The sequence below is a fragment of the Streptomyces sp. NPDC104313 genome (genome assembly GCF_055583985.1).
Genome location: NZ_JBVJMW010000022.1, coordinates 42,478 through 63,264 on the forward strand (window position 1 = coordinate 42,478; position 20,787 = coordinate 63,264).

Consider the following 20,787-nt stretch of genomic DNA (forward strand, 5'->3'; position numbering starts at 1 on the left):
ACGAAATCCCGCCCGATCGAAATGAGCGGACGGGAAACCGTCAACCATCCCCGAGCCGACTCAAGAACAGTCGCACTGTGGGGTGTTCACGAGGAGCGTTGGCCTGGCCCGACAGGACGGCCTGAAGATCATTTCCCAGGGTGCTCGGGATCATTCCCCGGTGGGGCCGGCCCCGGGGGCCGGTTCGCACCCTGGCGGTGTTGTCGGTGGCCGCTCCTCCGGCCCGGCCCTGCCCGGCAAGCCCCTGACCGACCAAAGCTTCATGGTGGAGGACCTGTTGGCGGCGGGCTGGAAGTGGTCCTCGCTGATGTCCACGGTCTCGGCACCCCTCCGGCGACGGTCCGCACCGGCGTCGCGGCCGGCCTCGCCGCCCGCATCCGCCAACTCCCCGCCCACCCTCCGGCCCCGCACCACGCACCCGCCACCCTGCCGACGCGGCGCACCGCACCCCCGTACCCCCCGTACGCCACGACTGCCGCGCCCCCGGCCTTCCGAGCCCCGGCCGCTGCCCCGACTGCCGCACCGGCCGCCGTACGGGCCCGGCCGCCGCCGACCGCGCAGCAGGCCGCCGCACACAGCGCGGCACTGACCCGCGCCGCCTGCCGGGATGCCCTGGAGCGGGTACCCGCTTGACGGCTGCGGGCGGGCCCGGGCGGCAGAAGCGGTCGATACAGTTCCGCTTGAAGGCAGTGCCCCGACCGCGGCAGTCGTGGCGTACGGGGGAGCCGCCGACCCTCGGCGCCGGCGTGATCCAGATCACCGGAACCGGGCACCGGCGGCGGACAAGGCATTTCGTGGACTACTCACTGCAAGCCCGAATACGCGCGGGAGACCCCGAAGCGTTCAGGGAACTCTTCCGCGACCATGCCTCCTTGGTCCATCGGTACGCCGTCCGTGTGGGCGGCGACCGGGACCTCGCCGAAGACGTCGTCTCGCTGACCTTCCTGGAGGCCTGGCGGCTGCGTGACCGGCTCCTTGACCACGAGGCCGGCCCGCGCCCGTGGCTCATGGGCATCGCCGTCAACGTGCTGCGCAACACCCGTCGTGCCGCCCGCCGCCACCAGGCGGCCCTCGGGCGCATCCCCGCCCGCGACAGCATCCCGGACTTCTCCGACGAACTCGTCGGACGCCTGGCCGACGCCGACCAACTCACTGCCGCACACCGGGCGTTGAAGCAGCTCCGCCGCACCGAGCGCGAGGTGTTCACCCTCTGCGTCTGGTCCGGGCTGGGGTACGCCGAGGCCGCCGCCGCGCTGGACGTACCCATCGGTACCGTGCGTTCGCGCCTGTCACGTGCCCGCACGCGACTGCGCAAACTCGCCGAACAAGAGCTGAAGAAGAACCGGGAACCGCTTCCGCGCCCCGGACAAGTACAGGTTGGCCGCACTCGCGCGGCCCGGTCGTACGAGTCGCACGAGGAGACGTACGGATGACCCGCAAGTTCTGGAAGCGGACCGAGCCCCTGGACACGGAGCTGGACCACGAGGAGCTCGCCCGGCTGCTGCCGGCACCGTCAGCCGTCCAGATGGCGCACGACCGCCAGCTGCTTTTCGAGGAGTACCTGTTGAACGAGATCCGCACTCCCTCAGCCGCCCCCGCCCCCGCCCCCGCTGCCCCGAAGCGGCCGGCCCGGCGCATCATGCTGATCGGCATCCCGGTCACCGCAGCCGCGCTCACCGCCATCGTCGCCGTCAGCGCGCTGGACAACGGCGTCGGCTCGCAACGCAGGGGGCCGGCCACCGTGGCAGCGCCCGTCGTGGCCATCGAGGCCGGCAGCGACATCCAGCTCGTCGCGACCGTCCGGCAGATCGCCTCCGCCGCGAGCACCCGGCCGACCCCGGAGCCGGGGCCCGGCCAGTACATCTACATCAAGAGCACCGTCTCGTTCGTGTCCCAGACCCAGAACGGGGACAGCCGGGAGTTCAAGACCCAGGTGCAGCCGCTGCACGAGCGTGAGATCTGGAAGTCCCCCGACTCTCTCGGCGGCTGGCTCAACGAGCCCGGCTACCAGCCCGACGGCGGCATCGGCCTCGGCGACGACAACCCCCACTCCAAGCCCGTGAACGGCAAGGACATCCCGGGCGAGGCCCTCCGGCTGTCGTACAACTGGATCAAGGCCCAGTCCACCGACCCGGACGTCCTGCTGAAGGAGATCTACAAGACCGTCGACGGCCCCCGCCACCCCGACCAGGAGGCGTTCCAGACCATCAAGTCGATCATCGACGAGCAGCTCGTGCCGTCCACCAGCGCCGCCGCGCTCTACCGGGCCGCCGCCAAGATCCCCGGCGTCGTCGTCGTCCAGAACTCCCAGGACGCCGCCGGCCGCAACGGCCTCGCCCTGGCCCGCGTGGACGACCGGTCCGGCGAGCGCTTCGAGCTCGTCTTCGACCGCACCACCTTCGCCTACCTGGGCAGCCGCGCCGTCCAGGTCAAGGAGGTCGACAACATCAAGCCCGGCACGGTCACCGAGCGCACCGCCGTCCTGGAGCGTGCCGTCGTCGACGCCAAGAAGGACCGCCCCACCGCAGCCGGCAAGACCGCCTGACCCGAACCCGCAACAACAGCCGTGCCGCCCGGAGCCCGCTCCGGGCGGCACGCGCGCGCCAGCCACCGGCCCCCGCAACCTCGGCCGACCCCCGGTCCCCGGGTCCCCCGGTCCCCGCAGGGAAGCACTCGCCGCATCGTTCCCCGGCCCCCGTACTGCCGTGAACCCCGCGCGCCCCTCTCCGCCCCTCCAGCTCCCCGTGCGGACGATGGACCGGGGCCGCGCCCGGCTTTGCACAGCCGACAGCCCGGACCTCATCTGGCGCCCGGCCCCGGGAACCGCCGCGTCGGGGCTGCTACTTCATCAGGCGCTGCCTGATGAGCTCCATGACTTCCACGCGGCTGAGCCTGCCGTTGTCGGCCGCGTTGAAGTGGTTGCCGATCCGCAGCGACAGGACGAGCAGGCTGCGGACCTCGACCTCGTCCTGGTCCGGGCAGAAGGAGGAGAAGAGCGAACGCAGGTAGTCCATACGCCGGTTGTCCACGCGGCGCAGGCGCTCGGCGACGCCCTCGTCCCGGCGGGCCCAGTCGCGGATCACCATGTCGGCGGTGAGGCCCCGCACCGGCCCGTCGGCGGCGGCCGAGACGACGGCGAACAGCCGGTCCAGCCTGGCCCTGGCGTCTCCCCCACCGCTCTCCACCTGCTCGATGACGCCCTCGGCCACCTCGTACTCCCAGGTGTCGAGAATCTCGGTGAGCAGCGCACCCCGGTTGCGGAAGTACCCGTAGAAGCCGCCCTTGCTGACACCGAGCGCCTGCGCCAGCGCCTCGATCCGAACGGCTTCGGGGCCGCCGGCGACCAGTGCCCGCAGGCCTTCCTCGATCCACTTGCCGCGGGGTGTACGGGTCGCTCCCATGGTGTTCGGCTCCTCAACGCCCCTGCCGAATATACGGGGCCGTATAGATGGGTCTACGCTAGATCTATACGCCATCGTATAGATAGGGGTCCACCCGTGCGACTTCCCCGAACCGCCCACACCGACCGCCTCTGGCTGATCCACGGAATCGCCGAGGACTTCACGGTCGAGGACGTGTGGGCCCTGCCCACACCCGGCGGACCCGACGACCACGCCCGGCTGGTAAGCCAGTTCACCGACAACATGAAGAACGGAAAGGCGGCAGAAGGCCCCATCATCCGCGCACTCTTCGCCGCCCGCTGGAAGCTCGGAGCACTCTTCGGCTGGGACAAGCCCGACAGCGAATCCGACCTGCCCACCCTTCGCGACCGACTGCCCGTCGACCTCCGCGAGGACCCGCAGCCCGACCTCGGCCCCCTCTCGTTCATCCCGCTCTACCGGACAGGTGACGAATGGGCCGCCGAAATCAGCAACAAGACCGTGCACGCGGTGATGCACATCAGCTGGGTACCGGACGGATCCGGCCGCTACCGGGGCCAGATGGCCGTCCTGGTAAAGCCGAACGGCCTCCTCGGCGCCTTCTACATGGCAGCCATCAAGCCCTTCCGCCTCCTCGGCGTCTACCCCGCGCTGATCCGCTCCATCGGCCGCGATTGGCAGGCGAGCACCCCCGAACACCCCAAGCACTGACCGGGGGCACAAGGGTCCGGCCGGGCCGGGCAGAGACTGGGACATCAACTCCCGCCGGCCCGCCCGGTCCACCGAGCCCTTGGGCCGCCGGGCGTATCGACGACACCACCCCCAGACATGGCACCGCGCCGGCCCGGGCCGGAGACCGAGAACGCGCTCGGCACATGCCGCAGCAGCCAAGGAGACTGCCGCCCGGGGGCCGACTGCGCACGGTCAGGCGAGAAGGCGGCCGGTGAAGCCGGCCTCAACGAGCCTCCGGCAGGCGTCGAGGACACTCCCGGGTACGTCCTGGGCGACAGCGAACCCCGCTTCAGGTACTCGACGACCCGCTGGAGGTCTCCCACCAGGCTGTCGATCACCAGGTGATCATCGCCGATGGATTTCACGTACTCGTGCGGGTCGACCGGGGTGGAGGTGCACACCACGTCCACCTCCGGCCAGAGCTTCCGGCAGGCGGCATACGCCCGCCGCTCCATGTAGGGCATCGAGACGAGCAGCACCGAGGCAACCTCGACCCCGGCTTCGGCCAGAACCTCCCTGCTGAACGCGATGCTCTGCCCGGTGCTGCGCGCGTCCGGCTCCCGTAGGATCGCGGCCTCCGGAACCCCGAGAGAGAGGGCGCGTTCGACGAGCGCACGGCCTCCCCCAGCGGGAACGCCTCCGGCCCGGACGGGTTCGGCCCGCCAGTGAAGACGATCCACAACAGGCCGCGCAGGTACAGCCCGGCCCGAGCCCCCGGACAGGTCACCCAGACACTCCTGATCTCCATCATGATCAGCATCGGGAACCTGGACATCCTCGAGTCCTGGCTGTTCAGAAGCACCGGTGAGCACCTCACTGACATCGACTACGAGCCCAGCCCCGGACCTGTCCCGCCGGCACCCGAACCCCAGCCCCGCACAACACCGGACGGCACCCACCACCAGCCCACTGACCACCACGCTGGACAACCGCACAGCAGCACCACCACCGGCCCCGGATCCCCGAGGCCCACAGCCATGCCCGCACCACGACAAGACCCGGGCCGAACCACCTCCGCGCCCATCATCCGGCCGGCCACCGCCCCGGACAGACATCGAACAACCCCCGGAAACGACGAAATCCCGCCCGATCAAAAGATCGGACGGGATCCCGTCAACCATCCCCGAGCTAACTCAAGAACAGTCGCGTTGTGAGGTGTTCACGAGTAGCGATCTCCTGGTGCGATACAGGGCACCAGGAGATCGCTTCCCGTTGTCAGGTGGATCGTTTCCCGTCTCGCGGCAGATTTCTGGCGGACAGGGTGAGGCGGTGGCGTGCGAGGTCGACCTCGACGATCCGTACGGTGATCTTGTCGCCCTCGCTCACCATCTGGCCGGGGTGCTCGACGGGCTCTTCACAGAACTCGGTGTTGTGCAAGAGGCCCTCGACGCCGTCGGCGATGCGGACGAAGGCTCCGAACGGGATCAGCTTGGTGACCTGCCCGGTCGTGACAATGCCTGCTTGGTCGGCGAAGGGTACGAGTGGGTCCCCTTGAAGAGCTTTCAGCGATAGCTGAACCTGTCCACGCCGGGTGTCTATGCCGATGATCTCGCCGATGACCCGCTGGCCGGCCGTAACGGCGTCTGCGGGATGGTCGATCCGCCGCCAGCTCAGTTCGGGGCCCCTGATGAACCCGGTGCACTGGTTGGCCGGTTCGCCGTCGAGGTTCACGAAGACACCGAAGTTGTGGACGCTCTGCACCTGCCCCTCGTGTTTTGCACCGCGCCGAAGGCCAAGAAGGAACGCTCGCAGAGCCGGGTCCTCACACGCTGAAGCGGATGCCCAGACGCACTCCTGCTGCCAGTCGACGGCGATCACTTCGAAGGTGAGTTGCTGCCCGATGCTCGCGGCTTCGGAGGGATGGCCGATCACCTTGCGGGTCAGATCGCCGCGGGGGATGCGGCCCACCGCTCTCCCTGGGCCGGGAAAACCGTCCAGTTCGACAAGCACCTCCCGGTCCTCGATGTTGGTGACGCGGCCGGTGCGGACTTCGCCGGCCCGCAGCGTGTTGAGGAAACTCGTCAATGCCTCGCTCGAGTGGGGTTCGGTCACGCTCCTGACCCTACGACGCAGAGGCCGTGCAGTGGCAAGGCCATTGCGGGCGCGAGTTGTCTGTTAGCGAAGGAGTGCGGACGCGCGGCGGGCGGGCGTGGTCGTTTGGGAGCATCTGCGGTCACCCTCTGCGATCTTGTTGCGGCTCACCCTACGTTTGGCTGGGGCTTCCAGTGCCGCGAGGCCCCGATGCCGGCTGGGTGAAGGCGGGGCCGAGATGACGTCGCTCTTCGAGCGTCTTGACACGGAAGAAGCCCTCGTGCGCGCGGAGTTGTCCACGCTTCGCGAGAAGATCGCGACTGCGGAGGAGCGTCTGGCCCACCTGGCGATCACACGGGAAACTCTGCGCTCCCTCACAGGCCATGCCGATACTGCCGATGACAGCGACGAACCTCAGTCGCAGGAGCAGGGATCAGCTGGCGGCGAGAATCCCTTGGATGCGTCGATGTCCGAAGCACCGCCCGACGATGTCGCGGATTCGGGTGGCCCGCCAGGCTCGTCGGGTCCACTGGAGTTGGCGGTGGCCCGCGAACGGATGCTGGTGCTGCTGGCGGGCGCCGGGCGGGCGATGAAGGTGCAGGACATCGCCGCGGCGATCGGTGAGGACGTGTCTGATACCTCGAAGGGGCGGAGGGTGGAGACGACCCGGTCCCGGCTGAAGGCGCTGGCCAGGGAGGGGCGGGTAGTCGAGGGCCCGACGGCCTGGTTCGCGATCGCCCCAGCCGCTGGCAGGACCGAGGGCGAAGGGGCTGCCATGGCCTGAGCGCGGCCGCGAGCGCGCGGCATTTCAGGTGGCACCGCCGAGGGACTACCAATCGACTCGGCGGTGCCGGGTGCGTGAGCGCCTACCAGGTGGCTCGCGCGTTTCCGAGCGTAGTAGAGGCTTTCTCCGCTCGGTGCGCGGAGCCGCGAATTTCGTCATGTCCGGTCGCCGGTTGGCGTTTCCGGGCACGGATCGAGGCTCAATGCGTTTTCTTCCGTTCGGTGTTGGTGCTGTCGGGCCACAGGTCGGTTCCGGTGAAGTGGGCGAGGCGGGCGACGGTGGCGATGTCGGGCCAGGACCGTCCGGCGAGCAGGTCGGCGATGGCCTGCCGGTTGACTCCGGCCCCGGCGGCGGCCGCACGGAGGCTCAGGTTGTGGTCGGCCAGGGTCCGGCTGAGGGTCCGGGCGATGTGGCGGACGGCTTCGGCAGCTGTGTCGGTGCAGGGCTGTTCGGGCCAGGCTTCCGGATCCTGGGTGAGTTCCCGGGGGGAGCGTGCGCGGGCGCGTCCGCCGACCATGCGCGCACCATCCTCTCTGTTGAAGTCGTGCGGTTGCGGAATGGCTGCTTGTCCAGCCGGTATGCATGGACCGTGGCCCTTGATCCCGTCACGTCCGCGAAGATCACCCGGTACCGCCCGAGGGCGGCGCCGCCGGTCTGGGTGGAGGTCGCGCCGCTGGTCAGGTCGGTGGTCGCGGCCACGGTGAGCACGGTGCCCTACGACGTGGAGAGGCTGTTGCACGTCACGGGCAGGCTGGCGCTGTGGGCGGAGGCGGCGGGGCTCGAGCGTTCCGCGGACGCGTGGTTGCGCAATGAGGTGATCGACGCGTTCGTGCTCTCGCGGGCCGGGGACATCGAAGCGTCGTCGGTCCGGACGTACCGGACGTGGCTGTTGCGGGTGCGGGACGCGCTGGCCTGGAGCGAGCGCGCAGAGGTCGCTCCGGCACGGATGCACGCGGAGGCGAAACCGCATCAGCCCTACACCACGGCAGAGTTGGCGGGTCTGCGGCACTGGGCCGCGCATCTGCCCCGGCAGCAGAGGACCGATGCTCTGGCGCTTCTGGGGCTGGGCGCGGGCCTGGGGCTCATGCCGAAGGAAGTGGCCGCCAGCCGTGGCCTGGATCTGCGGCGCCTGCGGCAGGACGGGCCACTGCTGCACGAAGGTGTCAAGAGGCTGGTTCCGCTGGTCGCCCGGGCGGGCTGGGACCCTGTGCTGGGCGACCTGGCGGAGCGGGCGGGTGGCGGGTACTTGTTCCGGCCGCGGCGGACCGTCGTGTATTCCAAGAACCTGATCGGCTCCTGGTCCCTGCTCCACCGGCCGCCGGGCGATCTGCCCGCGGTGTCGGCGGGCCAGCTGCGGGCGACGTGGATCGTCGAGCTGATGCGCGCCCATATCGATCACCATCTGATCGCCCAGGCCGCCGGGCTCGCGTCCGCCGCGTCCCTGGCCCGCTGGCAGCACCTGGTGCCGCCCGTGGACGAGGTGACCGCGGCCCGCCTTCTGCGAGGGCCGGAACAGCCGTGACCAAGCCCCGGGCCTGGCGGAGCCAGGAGAAGATCAAACAATGCCGGCCCCGGCCGGTCACCGACGCACCGGCTCTGATCCCCGACTCGAAGGTCGGCCAGCTCAGCACCCTTCTCCACGAGTCCGGAGTCCTTGAGCTGATCGACACCGAGCTGGAGGGCCGGCCGGGCCCGAAAGGGCTCCCGATGAGGACCGTGCTGGTGGGGCTCCTGCTCTCGCTGCACTATCACCGAAGTGCCGGTCTCGCGGATGTCTGCCGGGTGCTGCTCGATGAGCTGCGGGCTCCGGCACGGTCCTGGCTCGGTGTCCCGGACGGCAGCCGGTTCGACGATCACGCCAGGATCGCGTTCTCCCGACGCGTCTACCGGGCCTTCGACCGGCTGACGACCGCTCTCGATCCCCGCCGATGCGACCGGCGCCGCCGGCTGCCCGCCCATGAGGCCGCGGAGGTGGCCGCGGCCTGGGAGGACGCAGACGCCGAGCACCAGCGGCGGAGGGAGCTGTTGCAGGAGGTCAGCGACCGTCTGGTGCTGGTCACCGTCCGGCTCGCCCACCGCCGGGGGCTGTTCAAGGGATGGCGGGGCGACATCGGCGCCGACACCACCCCGGTCCCCGCCTGGCACCACCCCCACAGCCAACGGCGGAGCCTGGCCTCGGTCGACATCACCGCGGGCTGGCACTACTGCGGCGGCTCCGAGGAAGGGATCTTCGGGCACTCCGCCACCCTTCTGGTCGCTGCCGGCCGTCGGCACCCCAACGGACACCCGCAGGCCGGTGAACGCGTCAGCCGGCATCCGCAGCTGGCCCTCGGTCTGGTCCTGGACACCCCGGGAAAGCGCACCGGCCCGAACGTGATCCACTGCCTCACCCGGCTTGCCCCCTTCGGCTTCCCGGCAGGGCTGCTGGCGGCCGACCGCGCCTACACCGACCAGGTCACCGCCCGTTTCGCGACACCCGCACGCCGTCTGGGCTACCAGCTGGTTCTCGACTACAAGAAGGAGAACCGCGGCCTCCAGGGCACCCACCAAGGCGCCCTCCTCGTCGACGGATCCCTCGCCTGCCCCGTCATGCCCACCGCTCTGGTCCATGCGACCGTCGGCCTCGACGACAAAGCCGTACGCGGCATCGACGACAGCACCGAACTCCGCGACCGGATCGCCGCCCGCGAACCGTACTTCCTCAAACTCAAGGAATCCGCCGACGAGCGGGGCGCGATCAGGCTCCAGTGCCCAGCCAGTGGGCCCTCGCCCGCCGTGACCTGCCCCCGCTTCAACCAGCTCCACCACATCCCGGCACCCCGGCCGGCCATGGTCGACCTCACCAGCAAGCGGGCCACCGCCGCCCACAGCGCGGCGAAACCCACCGTTCCGATCCCCCCGGCCGAACGGCTGCGGCCCCTGCCGAAGAAGGAGCTGCCCCGAATCTGCCAGAAGCCCACGGTCACCGTCCGGCCCGGCGACCTCGGCAAACTGGACAAGTTCCGGCAGGACCGGCACTACCTCCACCCCACCTGGCAGGACGCCTACCGGCCCGAGCGGGCGAACATCGAGGGCCTCAACGGCAGAGCCAAGAGCCACGGCATCGACATCTCCGACCCAACAAAACGACTCGCTCACGGACGCGTCGCGCAGACCATCCTGCTCGCGCTGATGATCTGCAGCATCAACCTGCACATCCTCTTCGCCTGGCAACAGACCCCCAGCAGCCCAGCGACCGCCACCGCTCACGAGACCGCCCCAGCAGCCGAACCCGCAGCACGGCAACCCGACACAACCGGACTGCCTCCCCCATAAGACCGGAGATCCACACGACCACCTGACGCCCCAGCACCACACACCGGGATCACTCACGCCCACCCACAGCCCCCGAACGCCCCACGCACCCGAACCACCCCGAACCATCAGGCCGGCCCTGTTCATGAGCACCGCCCTCATTCGGACACCGCCTCGAACAACCCCCGGAAACGACAAAATCCCGCCCGATCAAAAGATCGGACGGGATCCCGTCAACCATCCCCGAGCTAACTCAAGAACAGTCGCGTTGTGGGGCGTTCACGAGTGCATCTGACCTGCGGCGATGTGGTGCCCTCGACACCCCCTTCCCGCGACATCACCACTCGCTTCCCATAGAGATATGAGCATGACAAGTCCATCACTCTTACACTTCGCAGAAGTGGCTACTTGATTAGCCGAACGTGAAGCTCTATTCATGCGTAGCCTCCCCGCCCCCCGCTTCAGACGCGTCGTAAAACTCGTCGTGATCGACTCCGCCCATAGGATCGCCCTGCTCCCTCGCCATTCCGGAAACCGAACGTGGGTGCTGCCCCAGCGCTGTGCACGGCTCGACGAGACGTACGGAAACGCGGTCGCCGAACTCTGCGGAGATCTGCTCGCCTCCTACCCGATCCGGCTCGGCAGCGTCACCGGGCGCCGCTGGGCTCCGGCGCCGGAAGGTCTCGCACCACGAGCGGAGGCTCGCTTCTACATCGTCCGGGTCGACGCGCAACCGGTTGACGAAGGCCCGGGACGGAGCACCTTGTGGGCACCTCGCGCCATGCTCGGGCTCTGGCTGGGGCGTCCCGATGTCGAAACAGTCAAGGCTCTCGTGGACGGGTACCTCGACGGCTGGCTGCCGGACGGGCCGATCACTCTAGACTGAGCCAGGAATGGCGGAGTGCCCAGCGGGCCTTCCAGAGGCACTTCCAGTAAATGTGGTTAGAGGATGCGGAAGCCTGGGCGTACTGGAGTTCGGCGCAGCGCTCCCTGCGCACTGCGCCGCCGAGGAGAACACGCTCCTCACGGCGGTCCTGCAGCGCCTGTCAAAGAAGGAGAAGCGGCCGGGCACCGTCGAGCTACGCTTCAACCTCGCCATGACCTGATCGGCGCCCCGCGGTCGTCTTCCTCGGCGAGCCGACCGCCGGCCTGTACGCGAGTTCCTTGCGGCAAGGGATCTTCAACCACTGCGGGGATCGGGCGCAGAGCGACCGTCGATCTTCGCGCGGCCGCCCGATAGCGGGCCGGTTCACCTGCAGCTTCGGGCCTAGACGCCCTCAGTGTCAGCCCTGAGACCTACTCATCCGACGCATGAGCGACGAAGTGGGCAAACACGTCTTCATCTCCTACGTCCGTGAGGACTCGGATCAAGTGGACGGCCTCTGCGCCGTCCTGGAGGCGGCACAGATCCCGTACTGGCGGGACCGCGTCGTCGTACCTACGGCCGACGGCAAAGACAAGCGTGAACGCATAGACCATGGCACATGCCGGACGTTGTCACTCGTTCCTTGAAATCCAGAGCCATGCACCCAGGGAGAGGCCGAGCGCAGCGCTGGAGGTAAACTCAATGTGCGTCGCAGTCGGGCGGAATGCAGGTGGAGACCTCGGGGGCCGGTAGTCCGGGAACCCGACGACCACAGAGTCTCCACCGATCCGCCGAGCGGGCTGAAAGCTCCTCTGCCGGGCGAGGTGAGGGTCCCGTCCTGTTTGCATGTCCAACCAGGGGGCTTCTTCTCGGCCGCCGCCAGCGGTCGTACGTGGCGTGGGAGACACACAGTTGCCGGAGACCAGGCTCCGCCTGCCGGATCCCGTGGCGCGGCCTCGTGATGGGGCCCCAGGCCTCTGGGCCGTACGGCGGGCCACCACATGCTTTGGCTCGGCAGTTTGGTACGTCCGCGCCGGGCTGGCTCGCAACTCTGCGGGTATTGGGAGTATCCGGTCGATCACGGCGTCGCACGGGCGTCGTGACCGGATACGGTCCAGGTGTCGGCCCCGGCGAGGAGTGCGCCGAGGTCGCCCTTGCCGTCGCGCTCCACGGCGGCGTCCACCTGGTCGGACATCAGGGTGTCGTAGACCGGCCGCTGGACGCTGCGCAGCACCCCGATGGGGGTGTGGTGCAGGGTGTCGGCGTCGGCGAGGCGGGACAGCGCGAACGCCGTGGTGGGGGAGTCGGCGTGGGCGTCGTGGACGAGGACCTGGGAGCGGTTCTCGTCGGTGACGGCAACGACCTCCAGGTCACCGGTGGCCTGGTTACGGACCACGCCCTTGGTGCCCTCGGCGCCGAAGAGGATCGGCTGCCCGTGTTCGAGGCGGATGACGGCCTCGGCGGCCTGTTCCTTGTCCTTCAGGGCCTCGAAAGCGCCGTCGTTGAAGATGTTGCAGTTCTGGTAGATCTCCACCAGTGCCGTGCCCGGGTGCTCGGCGGCCGCGCGCAGCACGCTGGTGAGGTGCTTGCGGTCGGAGTCGACCGTCCGCGCCACGAACGTCGCCTCCGCCCCGATCGCCAGCGACACCGGGTTGAAGGGGGCGTCGAGCGAACCCATCGGCGTCGACTTGGTGATCTTCCCGATCTCGGAGGTGGGGCTGTACTGGCCCTTGGTCAGCCCGTAGATCCGGTTGTTGAAGAGGAGGATCTTCAGGTTGACGTTGCGGCGCAGGGCGTGGATGAGGTGGTTGCCGCCGATGGAGAGCGCGTCGCCGTCACCGGTGACCACCCAGACCGAGAGATCGCGGCGGGAGGTGGCGAGCCCGGTGGCGATGGAGGGGGCGCGGCCGTGGATGGAGTGCATCCCGTAGGTGTTCATGTAGTACGGGAAGCGGGAGGAGCAGCCGATGCCGGAGACGAAGGCGATGTTCTCCTTCGCCAGCCCCAGCTCCGGCATGAACCCCTGGACGGCGGCCAGGACGGCGTAGTCGCCGCAGCCGGGGCACCAGCGCACTTCCTGGTCGGACTTGAAGTCCTTCATGGACTGTTTCGCCTCGGCCTTGGGCACCAGCTGCAGCAGTTCGTTGTGCTGCAGTTCCTGGGTGTCAGGCATCGATGGCCTCCTTGAGGGCCGTGGCGAGCTGCTCGGCCTTGAACGGCATTCCGTTGACCTGGTTGTAGCTGTGGGCGTCCACCAGATACCTAGCCCGCAGCAGCAGCGCGAGCTGGCCCAGGTTCATCTCCGGGACGACGACCTTGTCGTAACCCTTCAGCACCTCGCCGAGGTTTCCCGGGAAGGGGTTGAGGTGTCTCAGGTGGGCCTGGGCGATGGGCTGCCCGGCGGCGCGCAGCCGGCGGACGGCGGCGGTGATCGGCCCGTACGTCGAGCCCCAGCCGAGCACCAGGGTGCGGGCGCCGGCGGGGTCGTCGACGACGAGGTCGGGGACGGCGATGTTGTCGACCTTCGCCTGGCGGGTGCGGACCATCAGGTCGTGGTTGGCCGGATCGTAGGAGATGTTCCCGGTGCCGTCCTGTTTCTCGATCCCGCCGATGCGGTGTTCGAGGCCGGGGGTGCCGGGGACGGCCCAGGGGCGGGCCAGGGTCTGCGGGTCGCGCTTGTAGGGCCAGAACACCTCGGTGCCGTCGGCCAGGGTGTGGTTCGGGCCGGTGGCGAAGGGGGTGGTGAGGTCGGGCAGGCCGGCCGTCTCCGGGATGCGCCAGGGCTCGGAACCGTTGGCCAGATAGCCGTCGGAGAGCAGGAAGACCGGGGTCCGGTACGTCAGGGCGATCCGGGCCGCGTCGATCGCGGCGTCGAAGCAGTCCGCCGGCGTCTGCGGAGCCACGATCGGCACCGGGGCCTCGCCGTTCCTGCCGTACATCGCCTGGAGCAGGTCGGCCTGCTCGGTCTTGGTCGGCAGGCCGGTGGAGGGCCCGCCGCGCTGGATGTCGATGATCAGCAGCGGCAGCTCCAGGGAGACCGCGAGCCCGATCGTCTCCGACTTCAGCGCCACACCCGGCCCCGAGGTCGTGGTCACGCCCAGCGCCCCGCCGAACGCGGCACCCAGCGCCGCCCCGATCCCGGCGATCTCGTCCTCGGCCTGGAAGGTGCGCACGCCGAAGTTCTTGTGCTTGGACAGCTCGTGCAGGATGTCGGAGGCCGGGGTGATCGGGTACGAGCCCAGGTAGAGCGGCAGGTCCGCCAGCTGCCCGGCGGCGATCAGGCCGTAGGAGAGGGCCAGGTTCCCCGAGATGTTGCGGTAGGTGCCGGTGGGGAACGCCTGGGAGGCCGGGGCGACCTCATAACTGACGGCGAAGTCCTCGGTCGTCTCGCCGAAATTCCACCCGGCCCGGAAGGCGGCCACATTCGCCTCGGCGATCTGCGGCTTCTTCGCAAACTTCTGCCGCAGGAACGTCTCCGTCCCCTCGGTCGGCCGGTGGTACATCCACGACAGCAGCCCGAGCGCGAACATGTTCTTCGACCGCTCGGCCTCCTTGCGGGAGAGTCCGAACTCCTTGAGCGCCTCGATCGTCAGGGTCGTCAGCGGCACCGGGTGGACGTTGTACGCCTCCAGCGACCCGTCCTCCAGCGGACTGGTCGCATACCCGACCTTCGCCATCGGGCGCTTGGTGAACTCATCGGTGTTGACAATGATTTCGGCACCGCGCGGCACGTCGTCGATGTTCGCCTTCAGGGCGGCGGGGTTCATCGCGACCAGGACGTTGGGGGCGTCGCCGGGGGTGAGGATGTCATGATCGGCGAAGTGCAGCTGGAAGGAGGAAACCCCTGGCAGGGTGCCTGCGGGGGCCCGGATCTCGGCCGGGAAGTTCGGCAGGGTGGAGAGATCGTTCCCGAAGGAGGCCGTCTCCGAGGTGAACCGGTCACCCGTGAGCTGCATCCCGTCACCCGAGTCACCCGCGAAACGGATAACGACCCGATCAACGCGCTTCACCGTCTTCATCGAAGTGTCGACCAACACAGAACGCTCCCAATTTCATCGCTGCGGTGTGACAGGAAGGCGGGTTGGCCCCCAACCGGGGGAACCGTTGGGGGCCAACCCTGTCACGGGAGGGGGAAACACAGTCTGCGGAAGCTGCCTGCAAGGGCTCTGCATTTCCCCTGGAAAGTCCTTGATCCAGCGGCTCACCCCGAGTGCTGTACGAGCATCAGCCCCATGTGATCAATCGCTTGGGTCGTTCGAGAACCGCCGCAATGTCCGCAAGAACCTTGGAACCCAGCTCACCGTCGACCAGTCGATGATCGAAGGAAAGCGCGAGCGTGACTACCTGACGGGGCCTAATGCGCCCCTTGTGGACCCACGGCCGGAGGTTGACGGCACCGATCGCAAGGATTGCGGCCTCCCCCGGATTGAGAATCGGAGTACCGGTGTCAATTCCGAAAACGCCGATGTTGGTGAGAGTGATCGAGCCGTCTTGCAGCGCAGCGGGGGAAGTTCTCCCTTCACGTGCCGTTGACACCAGCTCCGAGATGCTCTGAGCCAGTTGTGGTAGCGACATCGCATGGGCGTCCTTGATGTTCGGCACGATCAGTCCGCGCGGCGTGGCGGCGGCAATGCCGAGATTGACGTAATGCTTCTGCGCGATCTGCTGCGCGGTCTCGTCCCAGGTGGCGTTGATCTCAGGGTTCCTACCGATCGCCACGAGAAGCGCCCTGGCCACGAGGAGAAGCGGCGTGACCCGGCTCCCGGACATTTCCGGATACTGCTTGAGCTCCGCCACCAGTTTCATCGTGCGCGTCACGTCGACCGACACGAATTCCGTGACGTGCGGCGCGGTGAATGCGGAGGCAGTAACCGCCGCAGCGGTGGCTTTGCGTACTCCCTTGACCTGGGTCCGGGTCTCACGGCCCTCGGGCACCGAAGGGGACTCAGTCGACACCGGTTGAGACACCGGCTCTGCGTTCAGGGCGGCCACGGGCCCGGAAACGGAGGCCGGCATAGCCGCCGCGTGAACATCGTCGCGGGTGACGACGCCGCCGGGACCCGACGGCACCACAGCAGCCAGATCCACACCGAGGTCCTTGGCCAGCTTGCGGACCGGCGGCTTCGCTAGCGCGCGTCCATGAACCAGGACAACGCCGTCCGTCACTGGTTTGCGGGGCCGCCTCTTCGCCGAGCCCTGTGCGACACCGTATCCGACGAGGACCGGGCGCCGTTCCGACAGCCCGGCCCGGGTGGGCGGGGCAGCCGCCGGTTCCGCCACGCCGACCGAGATGATCACTTGGCCCACGCCTACCGTCTCCCCTTCACCGAACAACAGCTCGTGCACGAGGCCTTCGAACGGGACGGGCAGCTCCACCACCGCCTTGGCCGTCTCGATCTCGCAGACGATCTGGCCATCGGCTACCGGGTCGCCCGGCTGGACGTACCACTTGAGGATTTCCGCCTCCGTCAGGCCCTCGCCCACGTCGGGCATCCTGAACTCACGTAAGCGGGTGGCTGTGTCAGTCATTGCGTGGTTCCTCAATATCCCAGCGAGCGGTCAACAGCGTCCAGCACCCGGTCCAGGCTGGGCAGGTACTCCTCCTCTAGTCGCGCCGGCGGGTACGGCGCGTGGTAGCCGCCGACGCGGAGGACTGGCGCCTCCAGGTGGTAGAAGCACCGCATGGTTATGTGTGCGACGATCTCCGCACCCGCGCCGAAGAACACCGGCGCCTCATGCGCGACGACCAAGCGGCGTGTCTTCTCCACCGACGCCTGCACCGTGTCGAAGTCCACCGGTGACATCGACCTCAGGTCGATCACCTCGATGGAGTTGCCTTCCTCTGCCGCCGCGTCCGCAGCTTCCAGACACACCTTCACCATCGGCCCGTAGGCGACGAGGGTCGCATCCGTCCCCTCGCGTACGACGCTCGCCCGGTGCAGGGGCGCAGGAGGCACCGTGCGGTCGACCTCGGCCGTGTCCCAGTACCGCCTCTTCGGCTCGAAGAAGATCACCGGGTCGTTGCCCCGAATAGCCTGCTGCAGCATCCAATATGCGTCCGAGGCATTCGACGGCGACACCACCTTCAGGCCGGCCACGTGCGCGAACAGAGCCTCCGGGGAATCACTGTGGTGCTCGACGGCGCCGATTCCGCCACCGTACGGAATTCGGATCACCACTGGTACGGAAAGCATTCCCCGCGAGCGGGCGTGCAGCTTCGCGAGCTGAGTGACGATCTGGTCGTAGGCCGGAAAGACGAACCCGTCGAACTGAATCTCCACCACCGGCCGGTAGCCGCTCAATGCCAGCCCGATCGCCGTCCCGACGATTCCTGACTCGGCCAGCGGCGAATCCATGACACGTTCCTCGCTGAAGTCCTTCTGCAGGCCGTCGGTCACCCGGAACACTCCGCCGAGCCGCCCGACGTCCTCCCCCATCACGAGGACCTTGGAATCGTCCTCCAGGGCTTTGCGCAGGGATTCGTTGAGCGCCTTCGCCAGTGTCATCTTATCCGTGGGCATGCTTACTTGGCCTCCTCATCGGCAAAGGACTCCTGGTACGCGACGAACTGCGCGCGCTCCTCGTCCACGAGCATGTGTCCGTCGGCGTACACGTGACTGAACACCTCCGTACGGTCCGGGTTCGGCATGGTGCGGACCTGCTGACGGATGCGGTAGACGAGTTCGGCAGCTTCGGTGTCGACGCCATCGAGGAATCCCTGTGTGGCGTGGCCCTCGTTGACGAGATGGGTCCGGACCCGGTCGATGGGGTCCTTGGCCCGCCACTCGTCCAATTCGGCGGCGCGCCGGTAGCGGGTCGGATCGTCCGAGGTGGTGTGGGCTCCCATCCGATAGGTCGACGCCTCGATAAAGAAGGGTCCGTTGCCGGTGCGTACGTGTTCCAGCGCGGCCTGGGTCACCGCGTAGACGGCCAACACATCATTCCCGTCGACCTGGACTCCGGGGAAGCCGAAGCCGTGGGCGCGCCGGTACAGCGGTCCGCGCATCTGCCGCTCCACGGGTTCGGAGATGGCCCACTGGTTGTTCTGGCAGAAGAACACGACCGGCGCGTCATACACCGCGGCAAAGGTGAATGCCTCAGCGACATCGCCCTCGCTGGTGGCACCGTCGCCGAAGTAGGCGATGACAGCAGCGTCGGAACCCTTCTTGGCCAGGCCCATCGCGTAGCCGGTGGCATGCAGGGCATGAGATCCGACGACCAGCGTGTACAGGTGGAAGTTCTTCTCCCGTGGATCCCACCCGCCATTGGTGACGCCGCGGTAGAGCCTGATGACATCCACCGGGTCGACTCCCCGGCACCAGGCGACGCCGTGCTCGCGGTAGCTGGGAAAGGCGTAGTCGTCGGCCCTGAGCGCATGGGCCGATCCGACCTGTGACGCCTCCTGGCCGGCCAGCGGTGGCCACAGGCCCAGCTCTCCCTGTCGTTGGAGTGCCGTGGCCTCGGTATCGATGCTGCGGGACATCACCATGTCCCGATAGAGCGCGCGCAGCCGTACCGGGTTGTAGCCGGGTGTGGCGTCCGGATGGTGGACGAGTGTGCCCCCTGGTGTCAGCAGTTGGATCGGTCCGGGCTCTTCCGCCCGCGACGTAAAAGCGCTCAGTGCGTGGGAGAAGTCCGTCGCTTGGGATCGCTCGGCTCCGGGCACGGTCACATCACTTCCATTTCAGCGTAGTTGGCAGGTCCGCCCGAGGCGGGTCATGCCGTCCGGCTCGGCTCCGCGGCGTCTGGGTGCGGCCGCCGTCGTGTGAGGTCCAGGGTGTTCTCGGGCGACCAGCACCCGTACCAGCCCGAGTGGTGGACGTCCTCGGGCAGCCGGGAGGCGCTGGTGGCGACCAGTTCGCCGCTTCTACCCCGCGGGAGGGTCTCTCCGCCGGGTCCCAGGACCCCCAGCAGCACAGGCGGCACGGGGCTTCCTACGCCGAGGGGGTACGGCCGGTCCGCGTCGGAGAGGAAGAGCTCCTGTGCCGTCCAGGGCACAGCACCTTCGGCCGGCGCGAACTCCGCCCACAGTCGGGTGCCGGGGCGGGCCCGGAAGTGCCGGGCAACGAGGTCCCGTGAGCTGGGGCCCCCGATGAGCACGACGGTTGCGGGGTCCGAAGCGGAGCTCTGCGGCGGGATGGCGCTCCGGACGGAGGTCGTGGCCGCGAGATGGCGGGCGTAGCGGGCCGGAGTGAGTACGGCGGCGCTTTCACGCCCTCCGGCCAGGGGCCATTTCCCGTCCTCCTGCCACGGCGCGGTGTGGAGCGTTCCGGCCCCGGAGAATGCCCACCATGCCGCAGCCAGTGCCACTGGGGACATGGGTGGTTCATCGATGGTCACGGTGCGCGGCGCCACGCCGGTGCGGCGGTGCCGGTCGGCCGCCGAACGGAGCCAGGATCGGTGGTCGATCAGCCGGGCGTGTCCGGTGGCGTCGCCGTTTCCGCCGAGCAGGAGGTACGCAGCCTCCTCCGGGGCGGACCGGGGAAGCGTCGGCTCCACAGGCGCCGAAGCGATCTTCCGCCAGGTGGCCGGGTCGTCCAACGCGAGCGAGGGAATGCCGCGCACGGCCTCGTCGTACGTGGAACGGCTGCACAGGACCGCTCGCGCCGTGGCCCGCCGGGCGGCTGCGGGGAGTCCGCCGCTGTAGGGCGGGTGGGGAGCCGGTACGCACACTCCGCCTGCCTTCAGAACTGCCAGCTGCGCCACGAGGGCGTGCCGGTAGTTCTCGCAGTGGACGACCAGCGGGTCGCCGAGCTGGACGCCACCGCGTACCAGGGCCGATGCCAGACGGGTGGCCTGATGGTCGGTCTGGGCATATGTCAACTGGCTCCAGCCGTCCTGCACCGCGATCCTCGTCGGGTGCCGGTGTGCGGTCGCTGCGAAGACCTGGTCGAGGGTGAGAGCCGTCGGCTCGGGTTCCCTCACCGTCAGGTCGGCGGGACGACGGCTGGCCGTCGTTCGGTCGGTGATCACTGTCCCCCCATCGGTTCTGGTGGTGTGGTCGGTCGCTCAGGAGATGAAGTCGTACGAGAGGTGGTCGTCGGTCTCCGGCCAGGTGGCGAAGCGGCGGAGCCCGTACAGCAGCGGACTCTGGTCACCACCGAGCCGGCTGACCCCGATGACACCGCCCATGATCACCACGTGGTCGCCGACCACGTGGTGGGCGGTCACCACGCAGTCGGCAATGGTGTGAGCCGCTTCCAACAGGTGCGGACCTGCGGCCGGCTCGTCCGCCTGCCAAGGCACCTGTTCGAATCGGTCCTGTGCCCCTGAGGCGAAAAGTTCCGCTGTGGCCCGGGCCCGGACGTGCAGCAGGTTCACTGCGAAGGAGCCGCCGTCGAGGACCGCCTCGAGGGTGGGGCTGCCCCGCCGCATGCAGACCAGCAGGACCGGGGGCTCCAGAGAGACACTGCAGAGGGAGGTCAGGGTCATACCGCGGGGAACACGGTCAGCGCCACATGTGGTCACGATGGTCACGCCGGTGGGGAACCCGGCCATCAGGGTGCGGAAGTCGGTGGGCTGTTCCCGTGGGACCGCCGAAAGGTGCACGGGAGTTGCCGGGGCGGCGGAACCGCGGACCGTGTGCTGTTCTGACGTCATGCCGGTCTCTCCTGGCGAGTCGGTCTGCTGATGGATCCCGGAGCGAGGCGGGCTCCCCGCTCCGGGGGCACGTCGCATGACACGCACTGAGCTGAGGCCCT

General features: G+C 68.7%; 21 protein-coding genes. 10 read left to right on the top strand and 11 right to left on the bottom strand.

The genetic code is table 11. From position 1 onward, the window contains the following. Positions 1-294 precede the first annotated feature (294 nt). The 3 genes from ACZ60Q_RS33480 (at position 295) to ACZ60Q_RS33490 (ending at position 2,545) form a co-directional block, all read left to right on the top strand. Positions 295-633 carry a hypothetical protein gene (locus tag ACZ60Q_RS33480; protein ID WP_469641333.1) on the top strand — a complete coding sequence of 113 codons (339 nt, stop codon included), beginning with the start codon at positions 295-297 and terminating at the stop codon, positions 631-633. Positions 634-794: 161 nt separating this feature from the next. Beyond that, complete coding sequence (locus ACZ60Q_RS33485; protein WP_469641334.1) at positions 795-1,433, top strand: RNA polymerase sigma factor; 639 nt, start codon at positions 795-797, stop codon at positions 1,431-1,433. Beyond that, positions 1,430-2,545 (top strand): CU044_5270 family protein, encoded by a 1,116-nt coding sequence (locus ACZ60Q_RS33490; protein WP_469641335.1) that lies wholly within the window; start codon positions 1,430-1,432, stop codon positions 2,543-2,545. Before ACZ60Q_RS33485 ends, ACZ60Q_RS33490 begins: the two co-directional genes overlap by 4 nt. A 295-nt stretch (positions 2,546-2,840) precedes the next feature. Here ACZ60Q_RS33490 and ACZ60Q_RS33495 read toward each other — a convergent pair whose 3' ends face one another. Further along, positions 2,841-3,401 (bottom strand): TetR/AcrR family transcriptional regulator, encoded by a 561-nt coding sequence (locus ACZ60Q_RS33495; RefSeq protein ID WP_469641336.1) that lies wholly within the window; start codon positions 3,399-3,401, stop codon positions 2,841-2,843. A gap of 96 nt (positions 3,402-3,497) precedes the next feature. Between ACZ60Q_RS33495 and ACZ60Q_RS33500 the strand changes: the two genes are divergently transcribed. Further along, positions 3,498-4,091, top strand: coding sequence for a DUF2867 domain-containing protein (locus ACZ60Q_RS33500; RefSeq protein ID WP_469641337.1), 594 nt, complete (start codon positions 3,498-3,500; stop codon positions 4,089-4,091). Positions 4,092-4,135: 44 nt separating this feature from the next. Here ACZ60Q_RS33500 and ACZ60Q_RS33505 read toward each other — a convergent pair whose 3' ends face one another. After that, the gene (locus ACZ60Q_RS33505) at positions 4,136-4,792 is read right to left on the bottom strand and encodes a YdcF family protein (RefSeq protein WP_469641338.1); all 657 of its coding nucleotides are present in this window, start codon (positions 4,790-4,792) and stop codon (positions 4,136-4,138) included. A gap of 535 nt (positions 4,793-5,327) precedes the next feature. After that, on the bottom strand, positions 5,328-6,164 hold the full coding sequence (locus ACZ60Q_RS33510) for a S1 RNA-binding domain-containing protein (RefSeq protein WP_469641339.1): 837 nt from the start codon (positions 6,162-6,164) through the stop codon (positions 5,328-5,330). Between the two features lie 217 nt (positions 6,165-6,381). On the opposite strand from ACZ60Q_RS33510, the gene ACZ60Q_RS33515 reads away from it, so the two are divergent. Next, positions 6,382-6,927 carry a hypothetical protein gene (locus tag ACZ60Q_RS33515; RefSeq protein ID WP_469641340.1) on the top strand — a complete coding sequence of 182 codons (546 nt, stop codon included), beginning with the start codon at positions 6,382-6,384 and terminating at the stop codon, positions 6,925-6,927. Positions 6,928-7,126: 199 nt separating this feature from the next. Here the strand turns inward: ACZ60Q_RS33515 and ACZ60Q_RS33520 are convergent, their stop codons facing one another. Then, positions 7,127-7,444 carry a helix-turn-helix domain-containing protein gene (locus ACZ60Q_RS33520; RefSeq protein WP_469641341.1) on the bottom strand — a complete coding sequence of 106 codons (318 nt, stop codon included), beginning with the start codon at positions 7,442-7,444 and terminating at the stop codon, positions 7,127-7,129. A gap of 72 nt (positions 7,445-7,516) precedes the next feature. On the opposite strand from ACZ60Q_RS33520, the gene ACZ60Q_RS33525 reads away from it, so the two are divergent. From ACZ60Q_RS33525 to ACZ60Q_RS33545, 5 genes are all read left to right on the top strand, one after another. After that, entirely contained in the window at positions 7,517-8,449 is a 933-nt protein-coding gene (locus ACZ60Q_RS33525; protein ID WP_469641342.1) for a hypothetical protein, read from the top strand. After that, positions 8,446-10,242 (top strand): hypothetical protein, encoded by a 1,797-nt coding sequence (locus ACZ60Q_RS33530; RefSeq protein WP_469641343.1) that lies wholly within the window; start codon positions 8,446-8,448, stop codon positions 10,240-10,242. Before ACZ60Q_RS33525 ends, ACZ60Q_RS33530 begins: the two co-directional genes overlap by 4 nt. A 463-nt stretch (positions 10,243-10,705) precedes the next feature. Next, positions 10,706-11,107 carry a hypothetical protein gene (locus ACZ60Q_RS33535; protein WP_469641344.1) on the top strand — a complete coding sequence of 134 codons (402 nt, stop codon included), beginning with the start codon at positions 10,706-10,708 and terminating at the stop codon, positions 11,105-11,107. 52 nt (positions 11,108-11,159) lie between these two features. Next, entirely contained in the window at positions 11,160-11,327 is a 168-nt protein-coding gene (locus ACZ60Q_RS33540) for a hypothetical protein (protein ID WP_469641345.1), read from the top strand. A 205-nt stretch (positions 11,328-11,532) separates the two neighbouring features. Further along, a complete protein-coding gene (locus ACZ60Q_RS33545) occupies positions 11,533-11,733 on the top strand; it encodes a hypothetical protein (RefSeq protein WP_469641346.1) in 201 nt (66 codons plus the stop codon). Positions 11,734-12,164: 431 nt separating this feature from the next. Here the strand turns inward: ACZ60Q_RS33545 and ACZ60Q_RS33550 are convergent, their stop codons facing one another. The 7 genes from ACZ60Q_RS33550 to ACZ60Q_RS33580 all read right to left on the bottom strand — a co-directional run bounded on the left by ACZ60Q_RS33550 (position 12,165) and on the right by ACZ60Q_RS33580 (position 20,686). Next, on the bottom strand, positions 12,165-13,259 hold the full coding sequence (locus ACZ60Q_RS33550; RefSeq protein ID WP_469641347.1) for a 2-oxoacid:ferredoxin oxidoreductase subunit beta: 1,095 nt from the start codon (positions 13,257-13,259) through the stop codon (positions 12,165-12,167). Further along, positions 13,252-15,105 (bottom strand): 2-oxoacid:acceptor oxidoreductase subunit alpha, encoded by a 1,854-nt coding sequence (locus ACZ60Q_RS33555; RefSeq protein WP_469641373.1) that lies wholly within the window; start codon positions 15,103-15,105, stop codon positions 13,252-13,254. Before ACZ60Q_RS33555 ends, ACZ60Q_RS33550 begins: the two co-directional genes overlap by 8 nt. Positions 15,106-15,310: 205 nt before the next feature. Then, positions 15,311-16,615 carry a dihydrolipoamide acetyltransferase family protein gene (locus ACZ60Q_RS33560; protein WP_469641348.1) on the bottom strand — a complete coding sequence of 435 codons (1,305 nt, stop codon included), beginning with the start codon at positions 16,613-16,615 and terminating at the stop codon, positions 15,311-15,313. Positions 16,616-16,626: 11 nt separating this feature from the next. After that, complete coding sequence (locus tag ACZ60Q_RS33565; RefSeq protein WP_469641349.1) at positions 16,627-17,607, bottom strand: alpha-ketoacid dehydrogenase subunit beta; 981 nt, start codon at positions 17,605-17,607, stop codon at positions 16,627-16,629. Positions 17,608-17,609: 2 nt separating this feature from the next. Next, positions 17,610-18,758, bottom strand: coding sequence for a pyruvate dehydrogenase (acetyl-transferring) E1 component subunit alpha (gene pdhA, locus ACZ60Q_RS33570; RefSeq protein WP_469641350.1), 1,149 nt, complete (start codon positions 18,756-18,758; stop codon positions 17,610-17,612). A 44-nt stretch (positions 18,759-18,802) separates the two neighbouring features. After that, the gene (locus tag ACZ60Q_RS33575; protein WP_469641351.1) at positions 18,803-20,059 is read right to left on the bottom strand and encodes an AMP-binding protein; all 1,257 of its coding nucleotides are present in this window, start codon (positions 20,057-20,059) and stop codon (positions 18,803-18,805) included. Positions 20,060-20,095: 36 nt separating this feature from the next. Beyond that, positions 20,096-20,686 carry a flavin reductase family protein gene (locus ACZ60Q_RS33580; RefSeq protein WP_469641352.1) on the bottom strand — a complete coding sequence of 197 codons (591 nt, stop codon included), beginning with the start codon at positions 20,684-20,686 and terminating at the stop codon, positions 20,096-20,098. Positions 20,687-20,787: the final 101 nt, after the last annotated feature.

Bases quoted from the DNA above. Each gene is read 5' to 3' on its own strand.
- ACZ60Q_RS33490 (WP_469641335.1), top strand. From the start codon at position 1,430: ATGACCCGCAAGTTCTGGAAGCGGACCGAGCCCCTGGACACGGAGCTG.
- ACZ60Q_RS33495 (WP_469641336.1), bottom strand. From the start codon at position 3,401: ATGGGAGCGACCCGTACACCCCGCGGCAAGTGGATCGAGGAAGGCCTG.
- ACZ60Q_RS33515 (WP_469641340.1), top strand. From the start codon at position 6,382: ATGACGTCGCTCTTCGAGCGTCTTGACACGGAAGAAGCCCTCGTGCGC.
- ACZ60Q_RS33520 (WP_469641341.1), bottom strand. From the start codon at position 7,444: ATGGTCGGCGGACGCGCCCGCGCACGCTCCCCCCGGGAACTCACCCAG.
- ACZ60Q_RS33545 (WP_469641346.1), top strand. From the start codon at position 11,533: ATGAGCGACGAAGTGGGCAAACACGTCTTCATCTCCTACGTCCGTGAG.
- ACZ60Q_RS33550 (WP_469641347.1), bottom strand. From the start codon at position 13,259: ATGCCTGACACCCAGGAACTGCAGCACAACGAACTGCTGCAGCTGGTG.
- ACZ60Q_RS33555 (WP_469641373.1), bottom strand. From the start codon at position 15,105: ATGAAGACGGTGAAGCGCGTTGATCGGGTCGTTATCCGTTTCGCGGGT.
- ACZ60Q_RS33560 (WP_469641348.1), bottom strand. From the start codon at position 16,615: ATGACTGACACAGCCACCCGCTTACGTGAGTTCAGGATGCCCGACGTG.
- ACZ60Q_RS33565 (WP_469641349.1), bottom strand. From the start codon at position 17,607: ATGCCCACGGATAAGATGACACTGGCGAAGGCGCTCAACGAATCCCTG.
- ACZ60Q_RS33580 (WP_469641352.1), bottom strand. From the start codon at position 20,686: ATGACGTCAGAACAGCACACGGTCCGCGGTTCCGCCGCCCCGGCAACT.